Origin of the sequence: Mycobacterium noviomagense (assembly GCF_010731635.1) — a bacterium.
Classification (GTDB): domain Bacteria; phylum Actinomycetota; class Actinomycetes; order Mycobacteriales; family Mycobacteriaceae; genus Mycobacterium; species Mycobacterium noviomagense.
On record NZ_AP022583.1, the window covers coordinates 554,037 to 579,589 of the forward strand.

At 66.4% G+C, this 25,553-nt stretch carries 26 protein-coding genes; 13 read left to right on the forward strand and 13 right to left on the reverse strand.

The window, feature by feature from the left end:
* Nucleotides 1-77: 77 nt before the first annotated feature.
* A complete protein-coding gene (locus tag G6N15_RS02320; protein ID WP_083084932.1) occupies nucleotides 78-902 on the forward strand; it encodes an SDR family NAD(P)-dependent oxidoreductase in 825 nt (274 codons plus the stop codon).
* A gap of 17 nt (nucleotides 903-919) precedes the next feature.
* Here the strand turns inward: G6N15_RS02320 and G6N15_RS02325 are convergent, their stop codons facing one another.
* Genes G6N15_RS02325 through G6N15_RS02335 form a run of 3 tightly spaced genes read right to left on the reverse strand, consistent with a single transcriptional unit; the run spans nucleotide 920 to nucleotide 3,989 of the window.
* Nucleotides 920-1,780, reverse strand: coding sequence for a glycine betaine ABC transporter substrate-binding protein (locus G6N15_RS02325; RefSeq protein ID WP_083084930.1), 861 nt, complete (start codon nucleotides 1,778-1,780; stop codon nucleotides 920-922).
* Nucleotides 1,777-2,970 carry an NAD(P)-dependent malic enzyme gene (locus tag G6N15_RS02330; protein ID WP_372506464.1) on the reverse strand — a complete coding sequence of 398 codons (1,194 nt, stop codon included), beginning with the start codon at nucleotides 2,968-2,970 and terminating at the stop codon, nucleotides 1,777-1,779. The genes G6N15_RS02325 and G6N15_RS02330 overlap by 4 nt, the downstream gene beginning before the upstream one ends.
* A 29-nt stretch (nucleotides 2,971-2,999) precedes the next feature.
* Nucleotides 3,000-3,989: a malate dehydrogenase gene (locus G6N15_RS02335; RefSeq protein ID WP_083084925.1), complete on the reverse strand. Its 990-nt coding sequence runs from the start codon at nucleotides 3,987-3,989 to the stop codon at nucleotides 3,000-3,002.
* Nucleotides 3,990-4,196: 207 nt separating this feature from the next.
* Between G6N15_RS02335 and corA the strand changes: the two genes are divergently transcribed.
* Nucleotides 4,197-5,291 carry a magnesium/cobalt transporter CorA gene (corA, locus tag G6N15_RS02340; RefSeq protein WP_083084922.1) on the forward strand — a complete coding sequence of 365 codons (1,095 nt, stop codon included), beginning with the start codon at nucleotides 4,197-4,199 and terminating at the stop codon, nucleotides 5,289-5,291.
* Nucleotides 5,292-5,302: 11 nt separating this feature from the next.
* Here the strand turns inward: corA and G6N15_RS02345 are convergent, their stop codons facing one another.
* The 5 genes from G6N15_RS02345 to G6N15_RS02365 form a co-directional block, all read right to left on the reverse strand.
* Nucleotides 5,303-6,478, reverse strand: a complete 1,176-nt coding sequence (locus tag G6N15_RS02345; RefSeq protein ID WP_083084919.1) for an ABC transporter ATP-binding protein — start codon at nucleotides 6,476-6,478, stop codon at nucleotides 5,303-5,305.
* Between the two features lie 4 nt (nucleotides 6,479-6,482).
* Nucleotides 6,483-7,319, reverse strand: coding sequence for a carbohydrate ABC transporter permease (locus G6N15_RS02350; protein ID WP_083084917.1), 837 nt, complete (start codon nucleotides 7,317-7,319; stop codon nucleotides 6,483-6,485).
* A gap of 9 nt (nucleotides 7,320-7,328) precedes the next feature.
* Nucleotides 7,329-8,258 carry a carbohydrate ABC transporter permease gene (locus tag G6N15_RS02355; protein WP_083084915.1) on the reverse strand — a complete coding sequence of 310 codons (930 nt, stop codon included), beginning with the start codon at nucleotides 8,256-8,258 and terminating at the stop codon, nucleotides 7,329-7,331.
* Nucleotides 8,255-9,667 (reverse strand): ABC transporter substrate-binding protein, encoded by a 1,413-nt coding sequence (locus G6N15_RS02360; RefSeq protein ID WP_179961775.1) that lies wholly within the window; start codon nucleotides 9,665-9,667, stop codon nucleotides 8,255-8,257. The genes G6N15_RS02355 and G6N15_RS02360 overlap by 4 nt, the downstream gene beginning before the upstream one ends.
* 125 nt (nucleotides 9,668-9,792) lie before the next feature.
* Entirely contained in the window at nucleotides 9,793-10,320 is a 528-nt protein-coding gene (locus G6N15_RS02365) for a general stress protein (protein ID WP_083084909.1), read from the reverse strand.
* 133 nt (nucleotides 10,321-10,453) lie between these two features.
* On the opposite strand from G6N15_RS02365, the gene G6N15_RS02370 reads away from it, so the two are divergent.
* Together G6N15_RS02370 and G6N15_RS02375 are read left to right on the forward strand one after the other, a co-directional pair.
* Nucleotides 10,454-11,104 carry a DUF4190 domain-containing protein gene (locus G6N15_RS02370; RefSeq protein ID WP_083084907.1) on the forward strand — a complete coding sequence of 217 codons (651 nt, stop codon included), beginning with the start codon at nucleotides 10,454-10,456 and terminating at the stop codon, nucleotides 11,102-11,104.
* Entirely contained in the window at nucleotides 11,101-11,580 is a 480-nt protein-coding gene (locus G6N15_RS02375) for a DUF4190 domain-containing protein (RefSeq protein WP_083084904.1), read from the forward strand. Before G6N15_RS02370 ends, G6N15_RS02375 begins: the two co-directional genes overlap by 4 nt.
* Nucleotide 11,581: 1 nt before the next feature.
* Here G6N15_RS02375 and G6N15_RS02380 read toward each other — a convergent pair whose 3' ends face one another.
* Nucleotides 11,582-12,553 (reverse strand): HpcH/HpaI aldolase/citrate lyase family protein, encoded by a 972-nt coding sequence (locus G6N15_RS02380; RefSeq protein ID WP_083084902.1) that lies wholly within the window; start codon nucleotides 12,551-12,553, stop codon nucleotides 11,582-11,584.
* Nucleotides 12,554-12,576: 23 nt separating this feature from the next.
* Here G6N15_RS02380 and G6N15_RS02385 point away from each other — a divergent pair, with 23 nt between their 5' ends.
* The 4 genes from G6N15_RS02385 (at nucleotide 12,577) to G6N15_RS02400 (ending at nucleotide 17,389) form a co-directional block, all read left to right on the forward strand.
* Nucleotides 12,577-13,872, forward strand: a complete 1,296-nt coding sequence (locus tag G6N15_RS02385) for a magnesium transporter MgtE N-terminal domain-containing protein (protein ID WP_083084900.1) — start codon at nucleotides 12,577-12,579, stop codon at nucleotides 13,870-13,872.
* On the forward strand, nucleotides 13,869-14,402 hold the full coding sequence (locus G6N15_RS02390) for a DUF1003 domain-containing protein (protein WP_083084897.1): 534 nt from the start codon (nucleotides 13,869-13,871) through the stop codon (nucleotides 14,400-14,402). Before G6N15_RS02385 ends, G6N15_RS02390 begins: the two co-directional genes overlap by 4 nt.
* Nucleotides 14,403-14,814: 412 nt before the next feature.
* Nucleotides 14,815-16,146, forward strand: a complete 1,332-nt coding sequence (locus G6N15_RS02395; RefSeq protein ID WP_083085186.1) for a lytic transglycosylase domain-containing protein — start codon at nucleotides 14,815-14,817, stop codon at nucleotides 16,144-16,146.
* Nucleotides 16,147-16,210: 64 nt separating this feature from the next.
* Entirely contained in the window at nucleotides 16,211-17,389 is a 1,179-nt protein-coding gene (locus tag G6N15_RS02400; protein ID WP_139797686.1) for an Mrp/NBP35 family ATP-binding protein, read from the forward strand.
* Nucleotides 17,390-17,395: 6 nt separating this feature from the next.
* On the opposite strand, the gene tatB is transcribed toward G6N15_RS02400, so the two are convergent.
* The 4 genes from tatB to sigE form a co-directional block, all read right to left on the reverse strand.
* Nucleotides 17,396-17,818: a Sec-independent protein translocase protein TatB gene (gene tatB / locus G6N15_RS02405; protein ID WP_083084892.1), complete on the reverse strand. Its 423-nt coding sequence runs from the start codon at nucleotides 17,816-17,818 to the stop codon at nucleotides 17,396-17,398.
* A complete protein-coding gene (gene htrA / locus G6N15_RS02410) occupies nucleotides 17,819-19,321 on the reverse strand; it encodes a serine protease HtrA (protein WP_083084890.1) in 1,503 nt (500 codons plus the stop codon).
* A 74-nt stretch (nucleotides 19,322-19,395) separates the two neighbouring features.
* Nucleotides 19,396-19,815: an anti-sigma E factor RseA gene (rseA, locus tag G6N15_RS02415; protein ID WP_083084887.1), complete on the reverse strand. Its 420-nt coding sequence runs from the start codon at nucleotides 19,813-19,815 to the stop codon at nucleotides 19,396-19,398.
* 106 nt (nucleotides 19,816-19,921) lie between these two features.
* Nucleotides 19,922-20,686 (reverse strand): RNA polymerase sigma factor SigE, encoded by a 765-nt coding sequence (sigE, locus tag G6N15_RS02420; RefSeq protein ID WP_083084885.1) that lies wholly within the window; start codon nucleotides 20,684-20,686, stop codon nucleotides 19,922-19,924.
* A 199-nt stretch (nucleotides 20,687-20,885) separates the two neighbouring features.
* Between sigE and G6N15_RS02425 the strand changes: the two genes are divergently transcribed.
* From G6N15_RS02425 to G6N15_RS02445, 5 genes are all read left to right on the forward strand, one after another.
* Nucleotides 20,886-21,554, forward strand: a complete 669-nt coding sequence (locus G6N15_RS02425; protein WP_139797685.1) for an O-methyltransferase — start codon at nucleotides 20,886-20,888, stop codon at nucleotides 21,552-21,554.
* A 67-nt stretch (nucleotides 21,555-21,621) separates the two neighbouring features.
* Nucleotides 21,622-22,284, forward strand: a complete 663-nt coding sequence (locus G6N15_RS02430; RefSeq protein WP_083084882.1) for a TetR/AcrR family transcriptional regulator — start codon at nucleotides 21,622-21,624, stop codon at nucleotides 22,282-22,284.
* A complete protein-coding gene (locus tag G6N15_RS02435) occupies nucleotides 22,274-23,209 on the forward strand; it encodes an ABC transporter ATP-binding protein (RefSeq protein ID WP_083084879.1) in 936 nt (311 codons plus the stop codon). The genes G6N15_RS02430 and G6N15_RS02435 overlap by 11 nt, the downstream gene beginning before the upstream one ends.
* Nucleotides 23,206-24,852 carry an ABC transporter permease gene (locus G6N15_RS02440; RefSeq protein WP_179961776.1) on the forward strand — a complete coding sequence of 549 codons (1,647 nt, stop codon included), beginning with the start codon at nucleotides 23,206-23,208 and terminating at the stop codon, nucleotides 24,850-24,852. The genes G6N15_RS02435 and G6N15_RS02440 overlap by 4 nt, the downstream gene beginning before the upstream one ends.
* Nucleotides 24,853-24,870: 18 nt before the next feature.
* Nucleotides 24,871-25,545 carry a methyltransferase family protein gene (locus G6N15_RS02445; protein WP_083084876.1) on the forward strand — a complete coding sequence of 225 codons (675 nt, stop codon included), beginning with the start codon at nucleotides 24,871-24,873 and terminating at the stop codon, nucleotides 25,543-25,545.
* Nucleotides 25,546-25,553 lie beyond the last annotated feature (8 nt).

A 25,553-nucleotide genomic window follows, 5' to 3' on the forward strand; every position in this document is an offset into this window, starting at 1 on the left:
AGAGTGTCAGCGAAACCGGCGTGTCGGGGTACAAACATGCACGCTCGCGGAGTGAGGGGCGGAGTGAGGGAGGGTCCATGGAGGGGTTTGCCGGGAAGGTGGCCGTGGTCACCGGCGCCGGATCGGGCATCGGCCAGGCGCTTGCCATCGAGCTGGCCCGCTCCGGTGCCAAGGTGGCGATCAGCGACGTCGACACCGAGGGACTGGCTCGGACCGAAGAACGGCTGAAGGCCATCGGTGCGGAGGTCAAGGCGGACCGGCTCGACGTCACCGAGCGCGAGGCTTTTCTGGCCTACGCCGATGCGGTCAACGAGCACTTCGGCAAGGTGAACCAGATCTACAACAATGCCGGCATCGCCTTCAGCGGCGATGTGGAAGTCACCCAGTTCAAGGACATCGAGCGGGTGATGGACGTCGACTTCTGGGGCGTTGTCCACGGAACCAAAGCATTTCTGCCGTATCTGATCGCCTCCGGCGACGGCCACGTCATCAACATCTCCAGTGTTTTCGGTTTGTTCTCGGTACCCGGCCAGGCTGCCTACAACTCGGCCAAGTTCGCGGTGCGCGGCTTCACCGAGGCGCTGCGCCAAGAGATGGTGCTGGCCGGTCACCCGGTGAAGGTGACCACAGTGCACCCTGGCGGTATCAAGACAGCGATCGCCCGCAACGCCGGCGCCGCCGAGGGACTCGACCGGGAGAAACTGGCCGAGGTGTTCGACAAGCAGCTAGCGAACACCAGCCCGCAGCGTGCTGCGCGGGTCATCCTGGACGCGGTGCGCAAGAACAAGGCGCGCGTGCTGGTCGGCCCCGACGCCAAGGTGCTCGACGTGCTGGTGCGGTTGACGGGTTCGGGATACCAGCGGCTGTTCACCCCGATTCTCAGCCGCATACTGCCGCACTGACCTAGGTTGGTGGGCCGCTAAGAACGCCCGAGCGGGTGGTCGGCCAGCCACGCGTCGGCCAGCGTCTGGGGGTTGGCGTCCTTGGCGACTTGCCGGCGCATGTCGACCAGCGCGGCGGTGTCGAGCACTCCGGCCACCTCGTTGATGGCCAGTACTTGCCGAGCCGTCAGCTCGTTGCGGCGATACAGCGGCACCACGTTCTCCGCCTGCACCAGCGGCGGTTTGCCGTCGGCCAGCATGACCAGATCGGCGGGCACATCGGGAGCGGCGGTGCTGCTCCACGCCACCGTAACTTGCCCGGATCGCAAGGCAGCGAACATGCTTGTGTTGTCGCGGAATTCCCGCGGCGCAGGTAGCCGGCAGCGGCTGATCGCCGCCGGTGTGGCGACACCGGCGAGCGCCCCGACGACGAGCCCTCCGCAGTGCCGCGGCAGTTCGCTCAGGTCGTTGCCGCCCCAAGCCTTGGCGGTGGATTGGCTGACCACCAACGCTGGTTTGTCCTCGGCGGCCGTGGCGTAGTCGCCGGCCGCGATTCCCTCCGGCAGCGCCCCGAGCATCGCGCGGTAAACCTGCGCATCTGAGCGCACCGTGGCGCCAGGCTGAAACCTCTGCAGCAAGCGGCCGGTGAAACCGGGCACCACGTCGGCCGCGCCGGAGTCCAGCTTGCTCAGCGGATCGGCTGACGACTCGACGCGCGCCGGGAAGCCGTAGGAGCGCAGCGCCCCGGCGTAGATATCGGCCAGCAACACCGATTCGGAGTCGGGAGTCGATGCGACCACCAGCTCACGCACCGAGTCGCGCGCGTGGGAATCATGGCCACAGCCAACCAGCGCCAGGGTGGCCACTAGCGCCCCCGCGAAAAACCGGGCGGCAGTCACCCGGGGATGTCTGAAGCGGCCGCCACCGCGGAGGCGACCGTCGCCGCGACGCGCGGATCCAGCGGGCTCGGGACGATTCGATCCGGCGCCAAGTCGTCGCCGACGACGGAGAAGATCGCCTCGGCGGCGGCGACCATCATCTTCTGGGTGATCCGGCTGGCCCCCGCGTCCAGCGCGCCACGAAACACTCCGGGGAAAGCCAGCACGTTGTTGATCTGGTTCGGAAAGTCGCTGCGCCCGGTGGCCACCACCGCCGCGTACTTGGCCGCCACGTGCGGGTGGATCTCCGGGTCCGGGTTGGACAGCGCGAACACGATCGCGTCGTGCGCCATCGTGGCGATCAGATCCTCGGGCACCACCCCCGCCGACACCCCGAGGAACACGTCGGCCCCTTCCAGAGCCTCCACCATGCCGCCGGTGCGGCCCTTCGGATTGGTGCGCAGCGCCAGTTCGGTCTTGACGCTGTTCATGTCCTCACGGCTGGGATGCAGGATCCCGCTCGAGTCCAGCACGGTGATATCGGAAACCCCGTTGGCGAGAAGGAGATTCGCGCATGCGACGCCTGCCGCCCCGGCACCCGAGATCACCACGCGAAGCGCGGTCATGTCGCGGTCGAGCAGCTCGCTGGCCCCCATCAGCGCCGCCAACACGACGATCGCGGTGCCGTGCTGGTCGTCGTGCATGACCGGGCAGTCCAGCGCTTCGATGACGCGGCGTTCGATCTCGAAGCAGCGCGGCGCGGAGATGTCCTCGAGGCTGACTGCGCCGAAGCTCGGCCGCAGCCGCACCAGGGTTTCGACGATCTCGTCCGGGTCTTTCGTGTCGAGCACGATCGGGATCGAATCCAAGCCGCCGAATGCCTTGAACAGCGCGCTCTTGCCCTCCATCACCGGCAGCGCCGCCGCGGGGCCGATGTCACCCAGGCCGAGCACGGCGCTGCCGTCGCTGACGACCGCCACCAGCCGGTGCGTCCAGGTGTAGCGGGCTGCCAGCGTGTGGTCGGCGGCGATCGCGCGGCTCACCTGAGCAACACCAGGGGTATAGGCGATCGACAGGGCACGTTGGGTGTCCAACGGGGCCTTGAGCGCCACGGAAAGCTTCCCCGCTACGTGGGCCTCGAAAATCTCCTCGTCGCCGATGAGGATCTGCGGGCGCTCGTCAATAGGGGTTTGCACCGTGTGCGGGACGATCTCGGGCACGGTTTCCCAGGCTACTGACGTCAGATCAGGCCGAGTTCGGTGACGGCGCTGCGCTCGTCAGAGAGCTCGGCGGTCGACGCGTCGATCCGGCCGCGGGAGAACTCGTCGATCTCCAAGCCCTGCACGATGCTCCAGTTGCCGTCCTTGGTGGTCACCGGGAACGAGGAGACCAAGCCCTCCGGCACGTCGTAGGAGCCGTCGGAGACGACGGCCATCGAGACCCAGTCGCCGTCGGGGGTGCCGAGCAGCCAGTCGCGGGCAGCGTCGATGGTCGCTGACGCCGCCGAGGCGGCCGAGGACGCGCCGCGGGCGTCGATGATCGCCGCGCCGCGCTTGGCCACGGTTGGAATGAAGTCGTTCTCGATCCAGGTCTGGTCGTTTAGCACCTCGGCGGCGTTCTTGCCGCCGATCTCGGCGTGCAAGATGTCGGGGTACTGAGTGGTCGAATGGTTGCCCCAGATCGTCATCTTCTTGATGTCGGTGACCGCGGCGCCGGTCTTCTTGGCCAGCTGCGCTATCGCGCGGTTGTGGTCCAGCCGGGTCAGCGCAGAGAACCGTTCCCGCGGAATATCGGGCGCATTGTTCATCGCGATCAGCGCGTTGGTGTTGGCGGGATTGCCGGTCACGCCGATGCGGACGTCGTCGGCGGCGACGTCGTTGAGGGCTTTGCCCTGCGCGGTGAAGATGGCGCCGTTGGCCTCCAGCAAGTCGGCTCGTTCCATGCCCTTGGTGCGCGGCCGCGCTCCGACGAGCAAGGCCAGGTTCACGCCGTCGAAGATCTTCGTCGCGTCCGCACCGATCTCCATGCCGGCCAGCAGCGGAAACGCGCAGTCCTCGAGCTCCATCACCACACCCTCGAGCGCCTTCAAGGCAGGCTCGATCTCCAGCAGACGCAGCTCGATCGGGCGGTCAGGGCCGAGCAGCGCGCCGCTGGCCAGGCGGAACAACAGGCTGTAACCGATCTGGCCCGCCGCGCCGGTGACGGCGACCTTGAGGGGAGTTGTGCTCACGTCAAATGCTCCTTGGGCAGTGTTGCGTCGCGTCGAAACTAGCGCACGGGCGCCGACCTGAATTCTCGGGTCCGGACTCGTTTCGCTCCACGGTGTCCAGGCGGCACATGGTCAGTCGAACCCGCGGCTGATGGGGCGCTGACGTGTCAGCGCGCGTACCATGGACCGGCGCCGATCAGACCTGCGCTGCGACGGGAGATTGACCCGATGCCATCGTTTCGCGCATCACTTCGGCCGGTGGCCCGCTCCACATTCGCCGAGCCGGACAGCCGGTCCATTTCGGCGCCGGTTACGCAAGCCATGGTCGACTGCGGCGTGTACGTCGACGGCGAGCGCCTACCCGGGCCGTGTACCCACGCCGACGCTCTGGCCAAGGCGCGTGAGATCGAGCAGACCGGCCAGGAAGCGTTTGTCTGGATCGGCCTGCACGAGCCGGACGAACGCCAGATGCGCGACGTGGCCGAGGTTTTCGGACTGCACCCGCTGGCCGCCGAAGACGCCGTCGTCGCACACCAGCGGCCCAAGCTGGAGCGCTATGACGAAACTCTGTTCCTGGTCCTGAAAACCGTCAACTACGTCCCTCACGACTCTGTAGTCCTGGCCCGCGAAATCGTCGAGTCCGGCGAGATCATGATATTCGTCGGCAAGGATTTCGTGGTCACCGTTCGGCACGGTGAACACGGCGGCCTTTCCCAGGTGCGCAAGCAAATGGAGGCCGCCCCTGAGCAGCTGCGCCTGGGGCCCTATGCGGTGATGCACGCGATTGCCGACTACGTGGTGGACCACTACCTGGAAGTGGCCAACCTCATCGAGACCGATATCGACAACCTCGAAGAAGTCGCGTTCACCCCCGGGCACCAGATCGACGTCGAACCGATCTACCTGCTCAAACGCGAAGTCGTCGAGCTACGCCGCTGCGTCAGCCCGCTGTCGGTCCCGTTCCAGCGGATGCAGTCCGAGCACAAGGATGTGATCTCCAAGGAAGTGCGGCGCTATCTGCGCGACGTCGCCGACCACCAGGCGCAAGCCGCCGAGCAGATCGCCAGCTACGACGAAATGCTCACCTCTCTGGTACAGGCCGCGCTGGCTCAGGTCGGCATGCAGCAGAACATCGACATGCGCAAGATCTCGGCCTGGGCGGCAATCTTGGGTGTCCCCACCATGATCGCCGGCATCTACGGCATGAACTTCAAGTACATGCCCATACTGCACTGGTATTGGGGCTACCCGGTCGTGATGACCGTGATGATCGGCGCCTGCGTCATTCTCTACCGCAACTTCCGGCACCGCGACTGGCTGTAACCACTCGAAGGTCACCCAGCCGGTGGCGGAATGGTCAGGTTGACGCCGGAGTCGGCGTCGAACACCGCGAGTTTCAGCGTGTCGCAAGCTAACTCGAGCGACTGTCCTTTGGCTGCCTTGGACTCGTGCGGGACGCGGGCGACGAACTGGTTTTCCTGTCCTTCCGATTCTTCCGCCAGCTCGGCTAGTTGAGCTGCGTGCACGTCCCACCCGGCGGTGGTGAAGTACACGTATTTGTCGGCGCCCAGCGATTCGACCATGTCGACCTTCACCTCGAAGGTCAGCGCCTGAAGGCGTTGGTAGGCGTCGATCAGTGCGGCATCGGCGAGATGCTCGGGCCGGATCCCGACGATGACGTTGTCCGGCTTGGGATGCTCGGCGATCACGTCGAGGACCGGCTGCGTCAGCGTCACCTCGCCGAACGGCAGTGTCAGCCCGGTAGGTGTGAGCGTGGCGGGAAAGAAGTTCATCGCCGGCGAGCCGATGAACCCGGCGACGAACAGGTTGACCGGCCGTTCGTAAAGCTCGTCGGGAGTGCCGATCTGCTGTGCAACGCCCCCGCACATCACCACTACCCGGTCGCCGAGCGTCATCGCCTCGGTTTGGTCGTGGGTCACGTAGACAGTGGTGGTGCCAAGCCGCCGCTGTAGCCGCGCGATCTCGCCGCGCATCTGCACCCGCAGCTTGGCGTCCAGGTTCGACAACGGCTCGTCCATCAGGAATGCCTTGGGATGCCGCACAATCGCGCGCCCCATTGCGACACGCTGGCGCTGCCCACCTGACAATTGCGAAGGCTTGCGATCCAGAAAGTCAGTGAGGTCAAGGATTTTCGCGGTCTCCTCGACCTTCTCGGCGATCTCCGCTTTTTTCTTCTTCGCCAACGTCAGCGGGAAGGCGATATTCTGACGCACCGTCATATGCGGATAGAGCGCATACGACTGGAACACCATCGCGATGTCGCGGTCCTTGGGCGCCTTCTCGTTAACGCGTTTACCGTCGATGCGCAATTCCCCCGAGGAGATATCCTCCAGTCCGGCAATCATGTTCAGTGTGGTGGTCTTACCGCATCCCGAAGGCCCCACCAAGATGACAAACTCGCCGTCGGCGATGGTAATGCTCAATTCCTTCACGGCCGTCGCGCCGTCGGGGTAACTCTTGGTCACCCTGTCCAACACAATCTCGGCCATCGAGCTATCCCTTCACCGCACCTGAGGTCAACCCGGCAACAATCCTTCGTTGGAAGATTAAAACAAAAACGATAATCGGGATCGTGATCACCATCGCGCCGGCTGCGATGGAACCGGTTGGCTCCTCGAATTGGGAACTGCCGGGAAAGTTGACTATCGCTACCGGTGCGGTGATCGATGCTTTGGTGGCCGTCAACGACAACGCCAGCAGTAGGTCGTTCCAGGCGAAGATGAACACGAGGATCGCCGCGGTGACGATTCCAGGCGCGGCCAGCGGGGCGATCACCTTGCGGAACGCCTGCGCGGGTGTGGCGCCGTCCATCCTGGCCGCCTTCTCCAGATCCCACGGGATCTCCCGGAAAAACGCCGACAGCGTGTAGATGGCCAGCGGCAATGCGAACGTGATGTACGGGATGATCAGCCCCGGCCACGTGTTGAACAGCCCTAATTTCCGCTCGATATTGAAAATCGGTGTGACGAGCGAGATTTGGGGAAACATGGCAATCAAGAGAGCGGCACCGATAAGGAGCCCTTTGCCGGGGAATGCCAGCCGTGCCACCGCGTAGGCCGCCATAGCGCCGATAACGACCGCGATCGCAGTGGTGATCAAACCGATTCCGATCGAGTTGATCAACGCGGAGGTGAAAAAATTGCCCCGGAAGATGCCGAGATAGTTGTCCAAGGTCACCGCCGACGGAATCAGCTTGCCATCCTTGACCGTTGACGACGGCTTCAGCGACAGCGACAGGATCCACAGCACCGGCAACAGCGCGTAAAGCACCACCAGGGTGTCGATGACCGCCCAGCTGATCGCACGTCGGGCACCTACCCGCTCAGCCATGGCTTGCTCTCATGCCCGCTCGCCGCCAGCTCCCGGCGCCGAAGCGCCGAACACCTTGACGAAGAGGAATGCGATGATGGCCACGCAGCAGAAAATCAGCACCGATATCGCCGAGCCCAGACCCAGGTTGAAGCCCCTGAACAGGTTGTCGTAGCCCAGGATTGACACCGATTCGGTGTTGTTGGAGCCGCCGGTCAGCACATAGATGTTGTCGAAGATCCGAAACGCGTCCAACGTACGGAACAGCAGCGCCACCAGAATCGCCGGTTTCATCAACGGCAAGATGACCTTGGTGAGCCGCCGCCACGCGCCGGCGCCGTCGACCTGAGCCGCCTTCAGCAGATCCTCAGGCACCAACGCCAGTCCGGCCAGCAGCAGCAACGCCATGAACGGGGTGGTCTTCCACACCTCGGCCAGGATCACGATGCCGAGCGAGGGAATCTGCTGGGTCAGCGGCGCGCTGGCTTGCGGCAACAGGTTCGCCAGATACCCGGTGCCCGGTGTCCAGGCGTAATACCAGCTGTACGACGCCGCTACTGTGACGATGCCGTAGGGAACCAGAACGGCGGTGCGTACCACGCCCTTGCCGAAGATGGTGCGGTGCATCGCCAGCGCCAACGCCAGGCCCACTACGAACTCGATTGCCACCGAAATCACCGTGATCGCCAGCGTCACAACAAATGCGGTCCACCACAGCCGGTCGGTCAGCACGGTTTGGTAGTTGGCCAGGCCGATGAACCGGGTGGACGCAGGAGTAGCGAAGTTGTAGCGCTGCAAACTCAACCACACGGCGTAGCCGACCGGATAAGCCGTCACCGCCAGCATGAGGATCACCGCGGGCGTGATGAGCAGGAATGCCAGGCGCCGTTCGGATTTGCGGGATTCGGTCGGAGCTCTGCCGAGCGCGGCGGCCGACCGTTCGCCGACAGCCGCAGTCATGGGATGAGCCCCTTGCCGTCGATGGCCTTCTGCACCTGCGCGGTGAGCGCATCGGCGGTGCGCTCTGGGTCGATACCGGTGATTGGAGCCAGCGTCGACGAGATCCGCGTGGAAACCGCCTGATACAGCGGGGTGGCGGGCCGAACCGCCGCGCTGGTGAGTTGCTGCCGGATGATGTCGTACTGCGGGTATTTCGCCTGGAACTGCGGATCGGCATACAGCGAGGTACGCACCGCCGGCAGACCGCCCCGGATCGACAGATACTTCTGGTTCTGCAGGCTGCGCAGGCAGCGAACCGCTTCGAATGCCTCGGCCTTGTGCCGGGTCGTCTTGGCCACCGCCAGGTTGAGCCCGCCGATCGTTACCTTGGCCGGCTGGCCCGGCTGCACACCGGGATACGGCGCGAACCCGAACACCTTTTTGCTGGCTTCATACGCCGCACGGAATTGCTGATCGGTGGGCGTGAACATGCCGATGCCGTTGATGCTTCCGGCCAGGTCGGGGTCGTGGTTGAGCGGCAGGAACGACACCCCGCCCTTCACGGCGTTCTCCAGCATCGACGGCAACACGAACGGCCAGTTGACTTCCAAAGCGGCTCTGCCGGCTTCGAGCGCCAACCGAGCGGTGCCCTCGTCGGTCTGCGTGATCGACGGGTCGGCACCGGGTGCGGTCGCCACCGCCTTCATGATCTGCAGCGCCTTGACGGTGGCGGCCCGGTGCGCTGGCGTGTCGGTCAGCGTGACGGTCTTGCCGTCGTCGGAGAGCACCTGACCACCGGCGCTGGTCAGCAAGGTGTTGAACCACACGACAAGTCCCTCGTACTGCTTGGCCTGCACCGCGATCCAGCTGGGCTTTCCCGTCGCGTGCAGCCGTACCGCCTCGGCCACCATGCCGTCCCACGTCGTCGGTGGCTGGTCCATCGAATCGGCTCGGTACCAAAGCAATTGCGTGTTCGTGGCGATCGGTGCGGCGTAGAGCCTGTGCTGCCATCGGGCCGTGGCAAGCGGGCCGGGCAACGTGTCGGCGGTGGCGTCGGATTCGGCTAGTTTGGCCGGGTCGTCCGAGAGCGGCAGCGCCCAGCCCGCCTCGGCGAATTCCGCCGTCCACACCACGTCGAGGCCCATCACATCCAGCGTGCGGTCCTTGCCGGTAATTCTGCGGGCCAATTGCAGCCGCTGGTCGTCGGCCGTTCTGGGCAAACTCATCTGCTGGATGGCGAAGCGTCCCTGGACCTGCTCGGTGCAGCGCTTGGCGATCGCGGTATAGGTCCCGCTGTCGTCGGCTGGCGTGTAGAGGCTGATCACCAGTCCCCCGCCGACCCGCCCACAGGCCAACAGCAGTGACGCCGTGGTCAGCGCCGCCGACGCAACTGCGCACAGCCGCCGTGCGCGCACGCGACGACTCGCCACCACACCGGCCTCTCTTCATCAGGGACTGTCCCGCTATCCCGCGCCAGAACCGTAGTGCCAGCTACGCGCCATTTGCAACACTTGCGGTGCCGTCGCGCGCTGCGGCAATAGGGCGCAGTCAGGAGTCAGATCGCCAGGCGGGCCAGCAAATCCCGCGCCCGCTCGGCGTTCTGCGGATCGCACAGCACGTCGTAGCGGCCCGCCACCAATTGCATCGTCGAGCTGAAATCCCTTGTCCCGCGGGCCATCGCGTAGGGAACAGCCGAGGTGATCAACCCGAAGAAGACACCGGCGACCAGACCGGTGCCCAACGCCGCCCACGGGTTGGGGCTGAAGAACCCAAGCACCAGGCCGATGAACAAGCCCAGCCATGCGCCGGTCAGCATGCCGCCGCCAAGCACTTTGGGCCAGGTCAGCCGGCCGGTGACCCGTTCGACTTGCATCAAGTCGACCCCAACGATGGTCACCTGCTCGACCGGGAATTCCTGCTCAGACAGGTAATCCACGGCTCGCTGCGCCTCGGCATACGTGGGATAGGAGCCCACCGGCCAGCCTTTCGGCGGAGTCGGCAGAGCAGGCACGCCACGGCGGCTCGCAGCGGGTCCGCCGGATGTCGCGCCGGGAACCTGTCCGGGCTGGAAGGGGCTGGTCATCGATCCTCATTCTCCTTTGCGCGCGGGCCGTGATTTTCGGCGCGTTGTTATCTTCCCCAACGTGCCGAATCGGCTGTTGGTGCCCGGGGTTATGACCGCACATGCCACCAGTTCATAGGCTAGGTTGAGACGCATGACAACTCCCGGCGGCGGTTCCGGCGAGAACGCGCACGACGACGCCAACAGGCCGCACTCGGCCGAGCAGACACCGCCCGATCGGGGCGCTTCCGGCGAGCCAGCGTACTCGGGTTACGAGCCCCCACCATCCGGGTTCGAGCCGCCCTCGCCGCCGTCGGGGTATCCACCGCCGGCTTATCCGCCGCCCGGCTACCCGCAGGCCGGTTATCCACCGCCGGGCGGTCATCCCTCTGCGGGCGGTCCGCCTCCCGGGTATCAGGACGCCTCCGGCTACGGCGGCCCGTCGTACCCACCGGTACCGCCGCAATACGGCTCTTCGGCAGGTGGCTACGGCCAGCCGTATCCGGGTGGTTACCCGGGCCCGGAATACCCCGGCGGCTACGGAGCGCCACCGCAGTCGGGGACGAACAACCTGGCGATCGCGTCACTCGTGACGTCAGTCATCGGTCTCATTCCGTACTGCGGCGGCCTATTGTCCATCGCCGGTATCGTCCTGGGCACGATTGCAGTCAAACAAATCAAGCAAACTGGCCAGCAAGGTTACGGCCTCGCCGTCGCCGGCATCGTGGTTGGCACCACGACCCTGCTGGTCGGTCTGATTTTACTATCTTTGCTCTGCCACGACTTTGGCAGTAACAAGACGTGACCGATCCTCAACAACCACCGAGCACCCCTTGGGGGGATGAGCAACCAAGGCCACAGAACCCACCGCCCTCGGCCGACGCCCAGCGACCCGTCGACTATTCCGAGTACCCGCTGCCACCTTCCCTTCCGGCCCCCGGCTACCCGCCCCCGCATCCAGTCGAAGCGCCCGGATACCCGGTATATCCCGGACAAGCAGTCCCATACGGCCCATACCGGATCGCGCCGCCACCGGGCACCAATGGCTTGGCGATCGCATCACTGGTCACGTCGCTGGTTGGGGTGGTCTTTTGCGGGATTCCGTCGATCGTGGGACTGATCCTCGGAATCATCGCGATGCAGCAGACCAAACGAACCGGTCAGGAGGGGCATGGTCTCGCCGTGGCCGGAGTCATCGTCGGCGGAACAATGACCGCGCTGGTGGTGCTCGCCGCCATTTTCGTAGTCATCCCATTCATCGCCGCCACAGCCTCGCCTTAGGTCAGGCGCTCGGCCGCACGAAAGGCCCGGACTGGCGCCGCATTCCCGCCGCGCGGCCTTTCGCCGCGACAACCAGCGCCATCTTGCGGCTCGCTTCGTCGATCATCTCGTCGCCGAGCATCACCGCGCCGCGCGCACCCCCGGCGGCCGAGGTGTGCCATTCGTAAGCCTCCAGCACCAACTCGGCGTGGTCGTATTCGTCCTGGCGGGGGCTGAAAATCTCGTTGCCCGCAGCGATCTGGTCCGGGTGCAACACCCATTTCCCGTCGTAACCGAGCGCCGCCGAGCGGCCCGCGACCCGGCGGAACGCTTCGATGTCGCGCACTTTGAGGTAAGGCCCGTCGATCGCGGCAATGCCGTGGGCGCGAGCGGCGACCAGAATCGTCATCAGGGCATGGTGGTAGGCGTCTCCGACGTCGTAGCCCTCGGGTTGTTCGCCGACAACCCGGGTGCGCATGTTCAGGCTGGCCATCAAGTCGGCCGGGCCGAGCACCAGCGCCTGGACCCGCGGCACGGCCGCGATCGCATTGATGTTCGTCAGGCCCCGGGCGTCCTCGATCTGCGCGTCGATTCCGATGCCGCCGACGGGCAGTCCGTGGACCGTTTCCAGCTGGGTCAGCAGAAGATCGAGCGCCTGCACATGCGAGGCGTCGGAAACCTTGGGCAACACCACCACGTCCAGCCGGGCGCCGGGTGTGGCGCCGACGGCCGAGACCACCTCGATGAGGTCGGCGTGGGTCCATGGCGTCGTCCAGTCGTTGACCCGGACGCCGCGCAGCTGCTCGGCCCATCCCGGCTCGGCGAGCGCGGCGGCCACCCGTGTGCGCGCGGAGGCCTTCGCGTCCGGTGCGACGGCATCTTCGAGGTCGAGGAAAACCTCGTCGGCGGGCAAACCCTTGGCCTTCTCGATCATTTTCGGGCTGCTGCCCGGCACCGACAGGCAGGTCCGGCGGGGTCGATAGGCGATGTTCACGCTCCACTCCTACCCTTTCCACCATGACGTCGGTCAACAGGGTCTACGTGGCACGGCTGGCGCGAATGCTGGTCCTGGGCCCGCTCGGCGAATCTCTCGGGCGGGTCCGCGACGTCGTGATCAGTATCAGCATCGTCCGCCAGCAACCCCGCGTCCTCGGGCTGGTGGTCGAACTGGTGACGCGGCGCCGGATTTTCGTGCCGATCCTGCGGGTCGCGGCGATCGAGCCACACGCGGTCACCCTCAACACCGCCAACGTGTCGCTGCGCCGCTTCCAGCAGCGGCCCGGCGAGGTGCTGGTGCTGGGCCAGGTGCTCGACACCCGGGTACGGGTCAACGATCCTGACCTACCCCAGTTGGCCGACGTCGACGTCGTTATCACCGATCTCGGAATCGAGCAGATCCGAACCCGCGACTGGATGGTCAGCCGGGTCGCTGTGCGGATCCCCCGGCGGCTGGGCCGGCGCGGCGCGGTCCACGTCGTCGACTGGCACAACGTGGTCGGTCTGACACCGTCGGCGCTGGCGATGCCGGGACAGGCGGTGGCGCAGCTGCTACAACAGTTCGAGGGACTGCGGCCGGTCGAGGTGGCCGACGCCATCCGCGAACTGCCACCCAAGCGGCGCTATGAGGTGGTCAACGCCCTCGACGACGACCGGCTGGCCGACATTTTGCAAGAGCTGCCAGAGGACGACCAAGCGGACCTGTTGAAGCACCTCGGCACCGAACGCGCGGCCGACGTGCTGGAGGCAATGGACCCCGACGACGCGGCGGACGTGCTCGGCACCATGAACCCGGCTGAGGCCGAGATGCTGCTGGGCGAAATGGATCCGGGCGAATCCGACCCGGTGCGACGGCTGCTGAAGCACTCCCCCAACACCGCGGGCGGTTTGATGACATCCAATCCGATTGTGCTGACACCCGATACACCCGTGGCCGAAGCACTGGCCCGGGTGCGCGACCCCGACCTGACTCCCGCGTTGGCTTCCCTGGTCTTCGTCACGCGCCCGCCAACGGCCACGCCGACCGGTCGTTACCTGGGTTGTGTGCATCTGCAGCGGCTGCTGCGTGAACCACCGGCCGCCCTCGTCGGCGGCATCGTCGATGCTGACCTGCCTTCCGTCACCCCGGAGCTGCCGCTGGCCCCCTTGACGCGCTATTTCGCCGCCTACAACCTGCTGTGCGGGCCGGTGGTCGACCACCAGAATCATCTCCTGGGAGCGGTGACCGTCGACGACCTGCTCGACCACCTCTTACCCCCCGACTGGCGCGAAGCCCTCGAAGAACCGGAGCTCGACGGCGTCGGGAGAGCATTGTGAGCAAGTCCTCGCCACGGCAGCGCCTCTACACTCCGCGCACCTCGCGGGCGCTCGCCCCGCGGGTCGACCCCGAAGCAGTCGGCCAGATCACCGAATCGATCGCCCGCTTCTTCGGCACCGGCCGTTACCTGCTGTTGCAGACCCTCTTGGTGATCGCGTGGATTGTGGTGAACGTGTATGCGGCCAGTGTGCGCTTTGATCCCTACCCGTTCATCCTGCTCAACCTGGCCTTCTCGACGCAGGCGGCGTATGCGGCGCCGCTGATCCTGCTGGCCCAGAATCGGCAAGAGAACCGCGACCGCATCGCGCTGGAAGAGGATCGTCGCCGCGCCGCACAGACCAAAGCCGACACCGAATACCTGGCGCGCGAGCTGGCGGCGCTGCGGCTGTCCATCGGCGAGGTCCAAAAGACCCGCGAATACCTGCGCCACCAATTGGAGAACCTGCGCGAGCTTCTGGAGGAGCGGCAGCCGGAAAAGCCGGTCCACGCGCCGGACGGCGCCGACGTTCGCGCCAAGAGGCACAGCTGAAAGCAGCTCGTTTCCCGGGCGCCGCATCCTCGTCAGGCAAGTCCGCCATTGTTGCCACTGCAGTCACCAGAGTTATGTATGGTGACCTAGTTCACGATGCCTTTGGGTTTTGACGGACGTTTGAGTCACAACTGAGGACGGTCGAGTGCGCATAGGGGGACGTTCGGGTGCACGCCCGACCTTCATGGCCATGCGGCAACGAGTAGTGCGTCTGGCGCGCACACCAGCTTTTGGCAGAGCCCCCATTGCTTCCCTGCGTGACCGGCTGTCGCGGACACCGGCGGCGGGCGCAGCGGCCGTCACCTTCCTGCGCGAGCATCTCGCGGATACACCGGCGATCACGGCCAGTGCTGTGACGTCGCTGCCGGAGCAACTCGCCCGGATAACGCGGACGCCGGCGTTCGGCGTGGCGATGATCGCCCCGCTGATGTTCGCCGGAGCAGTCGGCGCCGCGGCCCCCCGTTTCCCGGGGCCAGCACCTGCGGTGCGGGGCGCCGCCATCACCCCCGTGGCGGCAGTCGCCCCCGCGCCGGGCGATCTATCCCGCCCGACCGTCATCGCCGTCGCGCATCCCCCCAGCAGATTCCACATCGCCGCGGCCACCCTCTCGGCTCCGCCGCCGGCGTTCGTGGTGAATACGCCTGGCGTGCTGGGTATTCCGAAGATCGCGCTGTCGGCCTACCGCAACGCCGAACAGATCATGGCCGCCTCGGATCCCGGCTGCGGTGTCAGCTGGAACCTGTTGGCCGGCATCGGACGCATCGAGTCCATGCATGCCGGTGGGGGCGCCACCGACGCCCACGGGACGGCGGTTCGGCCCATCTACGGCCCGTCGCTCGACGGCACCCTGCCGGGCAACGCGGTCATCGTCCAGAGCAGCGTCGCGGGCCGGGTGACCTACGCCCGTGCGATGGGGCCGATGCAGTTCCTGCCCGGGACTTGGGCCCACTACGCCTCCGACGGCGACGGCGACGGCGTGGCCGACCCGCAGAACCTGTACGACTCCACGCTGGCGGCCGCCCGATACCTGTGCAGCGGTGGGCTCAACTTGCGGGATCCGTCGCAGGTGATGAGCGCGATCCTGCGCTACAACAACTCGATGCCGTACGCCCAGAACGTGCTGGGTTGGGCAGCGGCGTACGCCACCGGCGTGGTGCCGGTTGACCTGCCGCCGCTTGTCGGCGCTCCGCCGCCGATCGCCGACATCCATCTGGAGAACAACCCGGAAGGGCTCGGTCCCGGCTTGCCGGTCAACATCCACGGCCTGCCGTCGATGGACCCGCTGGCTCAGATGCCGTTGATCGACCTGAGCGGCCAGCCCACGATGTCCGGGCAGCAACCGATGTGGCCGTGGCAGTCGCCGACAACCCGAGCGCCGTCCTGCACCGTCATCTGCATCGGCCAAGACACCGCTCCGCAGCAGGCGGCGGGCATACCGCCGTGGATGGCTCCGCCGCCGGCTGACGCGATGTCGCCCGGGACGCCAGCAGCGCCGCCGGCCGCTCCAGCGGCTGGCCCCCAACCCGGTCCGGCCGTGGCTCCGGCTGCCGGTCCGCAACCCACTAGACCGGGCCCCGGGCCGCAGCAGCCAGGCCCGGCGCCAGCAGGACCACCCGCCGCCGTCCAGCACCAGGGCACAGCGTCGTCGACGGCGTCCGCGTCCCAGGCCCAGCCCGGCCCGGCGCCGGCAGGACCGCCACCGAGCGCGCCCAGCCCTCCGCCGGGACCCGCTCCGGCCAACTGACCAGCCGACATCGCGAGCCGCCTGCGCCGATGGTTCGGCTCCTCCTCGGGCCGCATCGGCCCGCATCGTCGCCGAACTACACTCGGCGGTGATGTCCCCAACCCACGACGACACCGCCGACCTGACCGCCGCTATCCGTGCGGCGCTGGCCAACGTAATCGACCCCGAATTGCGGCGCCCCATCACCGAACTCGGGATGGTCAAAAGCGTCGAGGTCCAACCGGATCGTTCGGTGCACGTCGAGATCTACCTGACGACGGCGGCCTGCCCGAAGAAGACCGAAATCAGCGAGCGCGTCGCCCACGCCGTCGCCGATGTTCCCGGCACCGGCGCGGTGAAGGTCAGCCTCGATGTGATGAGTGACGAGCAACGCACCGAGCTGCGCAAGCAACTGCGCGGCGACGCCCGAGAACCGGTGATCCCCTTCGCCCAGCCCGGCTCACTGACCAGGGTGTACGCCGTCGCGTCCGGAAAGGGCGGGGTGGGCAAATCCACCGTGACGGTCAACTTGGCCGCCGCGATGGCTGCACGCGGGTTGTCAGTCGGGGTGCTCGACGCCGATATCCACGGCCACTCGATTCCGCGGATGATGGGCACCACCGACCGGCCCACTCAGGTCGAGTCGATGATTCTGCCGCCCATCGCCCACGACGTCAGGGTGATCTCCATCGCGATGTTCACCCAGGGCAACGCCCCGGTGGCGTGGCGCGGCCCGATGCTGCACCGAGCGTTGCAGCAGTTCCTGGCCGACGTGTACTGGGGCGACCTGGACGTGCTGCTGCTCGACCTGCCACCAGGCACCGGCGACGTCGCCATCTCGGTCGCGCAGTTGATTCCCAACGCCGAGATTCTGGTCGTCACCACGCCGCAGCTGGCCGCCGCCGAAGTGGCCGAGCGGGCCGGCAGCATTGCGTTGCAGACCCGCCAGCGCGTCGTCGGTGTGGTGGAGAACATGTCATGGCTGGTGTTGCCCGACGGCTCCAAACTGCAGGTGTTCGGCGAGGGCGGCGGCCCGCAGGTCGCCGAGCGACTCTCCCGCGCGGTCGGCGCCGACGTGCCGCTGTTAGGACAGGTTCCGCTCGATCCTGCGCTGGTCGCCGCCGGCGATTCGGGCGTGCCGATCGTGCTCAGCTCGCCTGACTCAGCGGTGGGCAAAGAGCTGCGCAGCGTCGCCGACGCTTTGTCGAGCCGACGCCGCGGCCTGGCCGGTATGTCACTGGGACTGGACCCGACTCGGCACTAGCAGGGATCAGGTCGCGTCGCTGTCGAACGGGGTAGGCCGTCCGGCATCGGAATCCGATAGCCGGGGCGACGGCGCCGGGGTGGGCAGTGTCGGCTCCGACGGCACGCCGCCTTGACTGTCCCGATTAGTCAGCGGCCGATCGAACACACTGAGGAATGAGTCGTCGCCGTCGAGCAGATGTTTGGTCAACGCTGCGCGCGGCGTCATACCGCGAAGTTTCTGCAATTCGCTCAGCGGCTCGCGTAGATCGTCGAACTCCGGGCCAATGTCCTGGCGCAGCTGGTTGCTCATATCGGTGAGGTAGTCACGCGCCTGGCGCAGCGCGTTGGCCGTCCAGCGGATCGCACCCGGAAGCCGTTCGGGCCCAAGGATCACCAGCCCGACCACCACCAGGACGAGCATTTCCCCCCAGCCGACGTTGGCGAACACCTAACTGGTGTCCGGGCCGGGCTTAACGGTGAGGGTGACGTGCCGGCCGTCGCGGACCACCTCGATCGGCGCGTCCTGCCCGATCGTCAGCTGACGCACGGCGACCACGAACTCGTCGGCATCGGCGACGGTGCGGTTGCCCACCTTGACCACCACATCGTTTTCCAGGATGCCGCCCTTTTCGGCGGGGCTGCCGGCCTTCACGTTGGCCACCTGGGCGCCCTTGGCGATCGCGTTGCTCACTGAGCGGGCACTGACCCCCAGCGTCGGGTGCACGATCTTGCCGTCTCGGATCAGGGCCTGCGCGACCAGCTTGGTCTCGTTGACCGGGATCGCGAAGCCCAGCCCGCTGGCGCTGTCCGACAGCGACTTGCCCGCGGTGTTGATGCCGATGACTTGGGAGTCCATATCGATCAGCGGCCCACCGGAGTTGCCGTGGTTGATCGAGGCGTCGGTCTGCACGGCGTCGATCACTGTATCGGTGTCCGAGCCCTCGCCCGACAACGGAACCGGGCGGTGTACGGCGCTGACGATCCCGTGCGTGACGGTGCTGCGCAGACCCAGCGGCGCGCCCGCTGCCAGCACCTCGTCGCCGACACGGACCTTATCCGAATCCCCCAGGCGGGCCACGGTCAGGTTGTTGACGTTGTCCACCTTGAGCACGGCCAGGTCGGTCTTGGGGTCACGGCCCACCAGATTGGCCGGCACTTCCTTGCCGTCGTTGAAAACCACCGTGGTCTTGTACTGGCTCGGATTGTTCGCCGCGTCGGAGATGACGTGGTTGTTGGTGACGATGTAGCCGCGGCCGTCGATGACGACACCGGAGCCTTGGGTGCCCTCCTGGTCACTGACCGACTGCACGGTCACGACCGAGTCGGCAGTCGAGGCGGCCACCTTGGCGAACCGCCCGGCCGGCTCTTGGGCGTTGCCGTTGGTGGACAGCGTCACCTTGGAGGTGGTGAACGCCTCGGCCACTTCAGCCGTCTTGCGGCCGACCCATCCGCCGACCAGTCCGATCAGCAGCGCGACCACGCCCAGCACGATCAGCGCCCGGTAGGACACCTTTCCGCCGAACAGCACATCGCGGACGCCGAGCTTGTCGCCGTAAGCAAAACGCGCCTTGGGCGCCGGTGGCGCCAGCGCCGGCGTGCCCAACGCGGCGGCCGCGGCCGGGTCGCGCCAGGGATCTTCGGCTTGGTCCGCTGATTCCTTGCCTTTATCGCCATCGAGGGCGCCGGCATCGGCCGGATGCCGCTGCAGCGGCTCGGCCCCGGGAAACGGGCGGCCGAAGGCTTCGGCCAGCACCGGGTCGGCCGGCTGGTCATGCGGGACGAACTCGGTTTGGTTCCGGTACTTCTGCGGGCGCACCCCTTCTGCCACGAACGAACCTTGCACTCCATCGGGGCGGCCGAACGCCTGGCGCGAGGCCGGATCGACCGGTGGCCGGGAAATGGGGCGGGGCGCCAGCCGATGGGCGCCGTGGTAGTCCTGGTCGGAGCTCACGTCAACCTCTTCTTGGCGCTCGGGAGAACGCGCGCGTCGGCACGTGCACGGCGTTGCGCGCCGGCTTGTCCACCCTACCGGCGTTTGCGCCGGTCATGCGCGCCGCCGTCGGCCAGGTGGCCGGACATGTCGGGTGCTCCGGCGTCGTCGTCAGGCCAGGCGGCATTGTCCAGCCGCGAGTATGGGATCTGCGACAGCATTCCGAGCAGCGTGCTGGGGATCTGGATCGGATGGGAGTCGCGCAGCGCGGCGCGTGCACGGCTTTGATCCTCCACTTCAGCGGCGCACTGCGGACACAGCGACAGGTGATGTGCGGCGCGCAGGTGCGCAGTCATCCGCAATTCGCCGTCGACAAACGCCGCGATGGCCTCGGTGGACAGGTGCTCGGTGGAGCCGAACTGGCGCGGCGCACCGACGGGTGCGTTGCTTTGGGAGGCGAACTGCGAGGGCAGCCAGGAGAACGCTCGGCGGAACACCTGTCCCCGATCGGCCATCACCGGCTCCTCTCGACGCTGCATTGACCTGCACGGCACTACTTTGAATGTAGCGCGCGACCTTCTGCAGGACATCCGTGAACAGCCGATGAACCGCCGGTGCGCACTACGCCGACTGTTGGGCGGTGTCCTGCCTTCCATGCTCCGGATGGGCCGCGAGGTAATCACGCAGCGCCTGGCGACCCCGGTGGATGCGGCTACGCACGGTGCCGAGTTTGACGCCGAGAGTGGCGCCGATCTCCTCGTAGGACAGACCTTCGATGTCACACAACACCACCGCGGCGCGAAACTCCGGCGGCAGCGAATCCAGCGCAGCCTGCAGGTCAGGCGCCAGCCGGGCGTCGTGGTAGACCTGCTCGGGGTTGGGTTCGTCGGCGGGCACCCGGTCGTAATCCTCAGGAAGAGCTTCCATCCGGATGCGGCCGCGGCGACGCACCATGTCCAAGAACAGGTTCGTGGTGATGCGGTGCAGCCAGCCTTCGAACGTGCCGGGCTGATAGTTCTGCACCGAACGGAAGACGCGGATAAAGGTCTCCTGGGTGAGGTCTTCCGCATCGTGCTGGTTACCCGACAACCGGTAGGCCAGCCGGTACACCCGGTCGGCATGCTGGCGCACCAGCTCTTCCCACGACGGCATCGCCGACTTGTCCCCGGTCGCGTCGAAAACCGCGGTGCCGTAGGGCTCGTCGGACACTTCCACCCAGTCGGCGTCGCGATACCGCTCGGGATGCGACATGCTCGCCGGGCTGATCAACGTGGTGATGATGAAATCCTCCGGATTGAGACTGCCACCAAGCGTCGGCAGTTCGTCATCGCCGCCAACGCTCGGGACCTCAGGCCTATTCCCCAACCAGCGTTCCCGGCGTTCCATGCAGATACCGTCGCCTATGGGGGTGTGGCAGGTATATGAGCAAACTGAGCTTTCACTGAGAAACGGCGCCGCTCACCTGCCGTGCTGCGGTTATTCGCGGCCGTGTGACGTTGACCACTCGCCGCCCCCGGGCGTGTCGCTGCGCGGGCGCTGGGCGCGCCTGCCCCAGAGCGGCCGCGATTGCATTTACGCTGCGGGCATGGCCAGCATCAACTACACCTCCGGCCAGGCCGTCGCGACAAGCCGGGCCGAATCGCTCCTGGCGCACGCCGAGGGATCGATCTCCGAGGATGCGATCCTGGCGGCGGCCCGAGACCGTGCGACGGAAATCGGGGCCGGCGCCGTGACACCGGCGGTCGGTGCACTGCTGAGCCTGCTGGCGAAGCTCAGCGGCGGGAAGTCCGTCGTGGAAGTGGGAACCGGTGCCGGGGTCAGCGGGCTTTGGCTGCTCTCGGGGATGCGCGACGACGGCGTCCTGACCACGATCGACATCGAGCCGGAATATCAGCGGATCGCCAAACAAGCGTTCGCCGAGGCCGGCATCGCGCCGTCGCGCACACGGCTGATCAGCGGGCGGGCCCAAGAAGTACTCACCCGGCTTGCCGATGAGTCCTACGACCTGGTGTTCATCGACGCCGATCCCCTCGACCAGCCGGAGTACGTTGCCGAGGGCATGCGGCTGCTGCGCTCGGGCGGAGTTGTGGTGATGCATCGGGCGGCGCTGGGCGGGCGGGCAAACGACCCTGCAGCACACGACGTTGAGGTGGCAGCCGTGCGTGAGGCGGCGCGACTGATCGCCGAAAACGAACGCCTTACTCCCGCATTGATACCGCTCGGCGATGGACTGCTGGCCGCTGTCCGCGACTGAGTTTTTACGAATTCCTGACGCAGGCGACCCTTGACCGCGGGTTGAACGTGCGTTTAGCGTACTGAACATGCGTTCAGCCGATCTGACTGCCGCCGCTCGGATTCGCGATGCGGCCATCGAGCAGTTCGGCGAGCACGGGTTTGACGTCGGAGTGCGCAGGATCGCCGAAGCGGCGGGGGTCAGCGCCGCGCTGGTGATTCACCACTTCGGCTCCAAGGAAGGCTTGCGCAAAGCGTGCGACGACTACGTCGCCGAGGAGATCCGCAGCGAGAAGTCCGAGGCGATGCGGTCCAACGACCCCGCCACCTGGTTTGCCCAGATGGCCGAGATCGAGTCCTACGCGCCGCTGATGGCCTACCTCGTGCGCAGCATGCAGTCCGGCGGAGAGCTGGCAAAAATATTGTGGCGCAGGATGATTGACAACACCGAGCAGTATCTGGAGGAGGGTGTGCGCTCCGGCGCGCTCAAGCCCAGCCGTGACCCCAAGGCCAGAGCCAAGTATCTGGCGATCACCGGCGGTGGCGGCTTTTTGTTGTATCTGCAGATGCACGAAACCCCGACGGATCTGCGGGCAGTGCTGCGCGACTACGCGCGAGACATGGTGCTGCCGGCCCTCGAGGTCTCTACCGAAGGCCTGATGGCCGACCGGGCCATGTATGACGCGTTCCTCGCCCAAGCCGAAGCACAAGCCGAAGCGCAAGCCGACCAAGGAGAAGCCAATGCCGAATGACAACTACCAGTCTGCAATCGAGATTCGTGGACTGACAAAGAATTTCGGTGCAGTCCGGGCACTGGGCGGGTTAGACCTCACAGTCCGCGAAGGCGAGGTGCACGGCTTCCTCGGCCCCAACGGGGCCGGCAAGTCGACGACCATCCGCATCCTGCTCGGCGTCGTGAAAGCCGACGCAGGCACAGCTTGCCTGCTGGGCGGCGACCCGTGGTCCGACGCTGTGGAGCTACATCGCCAGATCGCCTATGTGCCAGGCGATGTGACCCTGTGGCCGAACCTCACCGGCGGCGAGACCATCGACTTGCTGGCCCGCATGCGCGGCGACATCGACGAGAAGCGGCGTGCGGAGTTGATCGAACGCTTCGACCTCGACCCACGCAAGAAGGCCCGGACGTATTCGAAGGGCAATCGGCAGAAGGTCTCGCTGATATCGGCGTTTTCCTCGCGGGCACGACTGCTGCTGCTGGATGAGCCCAGCAGTGGCCTAGACCCGTTGATGGAGCATGTCTTTCAACAGTGCGTCCGCGAGGCGCGCGACCGGGGCGTGACGATACTGCTGTCAAGCCACATCCTGGCCGAAACCGAGGCGGTCTGCGATCGGGTGACCATCATCCGGGCCGGCAAGACCGTCGAGAGTGGCTCCCTGGACGACATGCGTCATCTCAGCCGCACCTCAATCAAAGCCGAAATGATCGGCGACCCAGGCGATCTCACCCGAATCAAGGGTGTCGAGAACGTCAGCGTCGAGGGCAAAACTGTGCGTGCCCACGTCGACAGCGAAAGCCTCGCCGAGCTGATCCGGGTTCTCGGCGACGCCGGTGTGCGCAGCCTGGTCAGCCAGCCACCGACGCTGGAAGAACTCTTCCTGCGCCACTACGGCGTCGACGGCCAACGCGACCAGAGCAGGCAGGAGGTATCGGCATGAGCACCACAACGCTGGACCGGCCGTCCCGGCCCGCCCACCACGCGCCGCCGACGCGAACGTCGAACTTCTCCGGAACCCTTGGGCTGCTGCGTTTGTACCTGCGCCGCGACCGCATCGTGCTGCCGCTGTGGGTGCTGCTGCTGTCGGTGCCGTTGGCGACCGTCTACGTCGGCGGCATCGAGAAGGTGTATCCGGATCAGGCCGCCCGGGCTGCGTTTGCGGCGTCGATCATGGCCAGCCCGGCCCAGCGAGCACTCTACGGGCAGATCTATGCGGACAACCTCGGCGCCGTCGGGATCTGGAAAGCCGGGATGTTCCACATGCTCATCGCTGTCGCGGTGATTCTCACGGTGATTCGCCATACCCGCGCCGACGAGGAGACTGGCCGTGCCGAGTTGCTCGACTCGACGTCGGTCGGCCGATACGCCAGCTTGACGGCTGCCGTGCTGTTGTCGTCCGGGGCGTCGGTTGCCACCGGTGCGATCGGTGCCGCCGGCCTGCTGAGCACCGACGTTCCCTCCGGCGGATCGCTTGCGTTCGGTGCGGCGCTGGCGGCATCCGGTTTGGTGTTCACCGCGGTGGCCGCCTTGGCGGCGCAACTGTCGCCCAGCGCCCGGTTCACCCGCAGCGCGGCCTTCGCAGTGCTGGCGGTCGCGTTTTCGCTGCGCGCCGTCGGTGACGCCGGCTCGGGTACCTTGTCGTGGCTGTCACCGCTGGGGTGGTCGTTGCAAGTTCGCCCATATGCCGGGGACCGCTGGTGGGTGCTGTCTTTGCATGCGCTGACGGTCCTGGCGCTGACCGTCGTGGCCTACCTGTTGTTGGCGCGACGCGACGTCGGAGCCGGATTGATCGCCGAACGCCCCGGGCCGGGAAAGGCGGGCTGGTCGCTGCGCGGGGTGGCTGGCCTCGCATGGCGGCTGGATCGCGGTGCGGTGGTGATCTGGACCGTCGGGCTGTGTCTGTACGGCGTGCTGATCGGCAGCATCGTGCACGGCATCGGCGAGGAGATCGGCAATTCGGCTGCCCGTGACATCGTCGTGCGGATGGGCGGCACCGGCGCCGTTGAGCAGGCTTTCCTCGCGGTGGCGTTCAGCATGCTGGGGATGGCGGCGGCCGCGTTTGCGGTCTCGCTGAGCCTGCGCCTACACCAAGAGGAGACCGCCGCACGTGCCGAGACGATACTGGCTGGCGCTGTCGGTCGGATCCGTTGGGCAGCAACTCATTTGACGATAGCCATCGGCGGTCCGGCGGCTGCCATGCTGCTTGCCGGGGTGACGGCCGGCCTCAGCTACGGCGTCGCGGCCGGTGACGTGGCCGGCAAACTGGCCACGGTCGTCGGCACTGCGGCGGTACAGCTGCCTGCCGTGTGCCTGCTCGCGGCCGTTACGGCCGCGTTGTTCGGTCTTGTGCCCCGGTTCACTCCGGTGGTCTGGGGGGTGCTGGTCGGGTTCGTCGCGGTGTATCTGATCGGTTCATTGTCGGGTGCCCCCCAGTGGGTGCTGGACTTCGAACCGTTCGCGCACATCCCGCGGGTGGGCGGCGGTGACTTCAGCGCCGTTCCGCTGTTATGGCTGTCGGCGCTCGGGACGGCGCTGATCGTGGTGGGAGTTGCGGCTTTCCGGCGACGAGATCTGCGCTCGTAGGATCCAGCGGGAGGAACCGTGAAAACCGTTGCAAAATTAGTGGCATTCGCGGTAGTTGGGCTCCTCGTCCTGGGATTGCTGCTGTTTGTGCCGGCCGGAACGTTCGATTACTGGCAGGCATGGGTTTTCCTGGCCGTGTTTGTCCTCGCGACTTGGATGCCGAGCGTCCGCTTGTTAGGTACGAACCCCGCGGCACTGCGGCGACGGATGCGTGGAGGGCCGACGGCAGAGCCCCGACCGTTCCAGAAGGTCGTCATGGCATTCTCGTTATCGTCGCTGTTCGCCATGGTCGTGGTCAGCGTCCTCGACCATCGTTGGGGCTGGTCGTCAGTACCGGCGGCAATCTCGATGGTCGGCGACATTCTGGTAGTGGTTGGGCTCGGTGTGGCGATGCTGGTCGTCTTTCAGAACAGCTATGCGGCCGCGACCGTGCGCGTCGAAGCCGACCAGAAACTGGTGTCGACTGGTCTTTACGGATTGGTGCGACACCCGATGTACACCGCGAACGTGATCATGATGCTGGGCATTCCGCTCGCGCTCGGGTCCTATTGGGGACTGGTTTTCGTCGTGCCCGGTGTGGTTGTGCTGGCACTTCGTATCCGAGACGAAGAACAACTGCTCACAAAAGAATTAGCCGGATACCGCGAATACACCCAGCAGGTGCAGTACCGGCTGGTGCCGTACGTGTGGTGACGACGCCA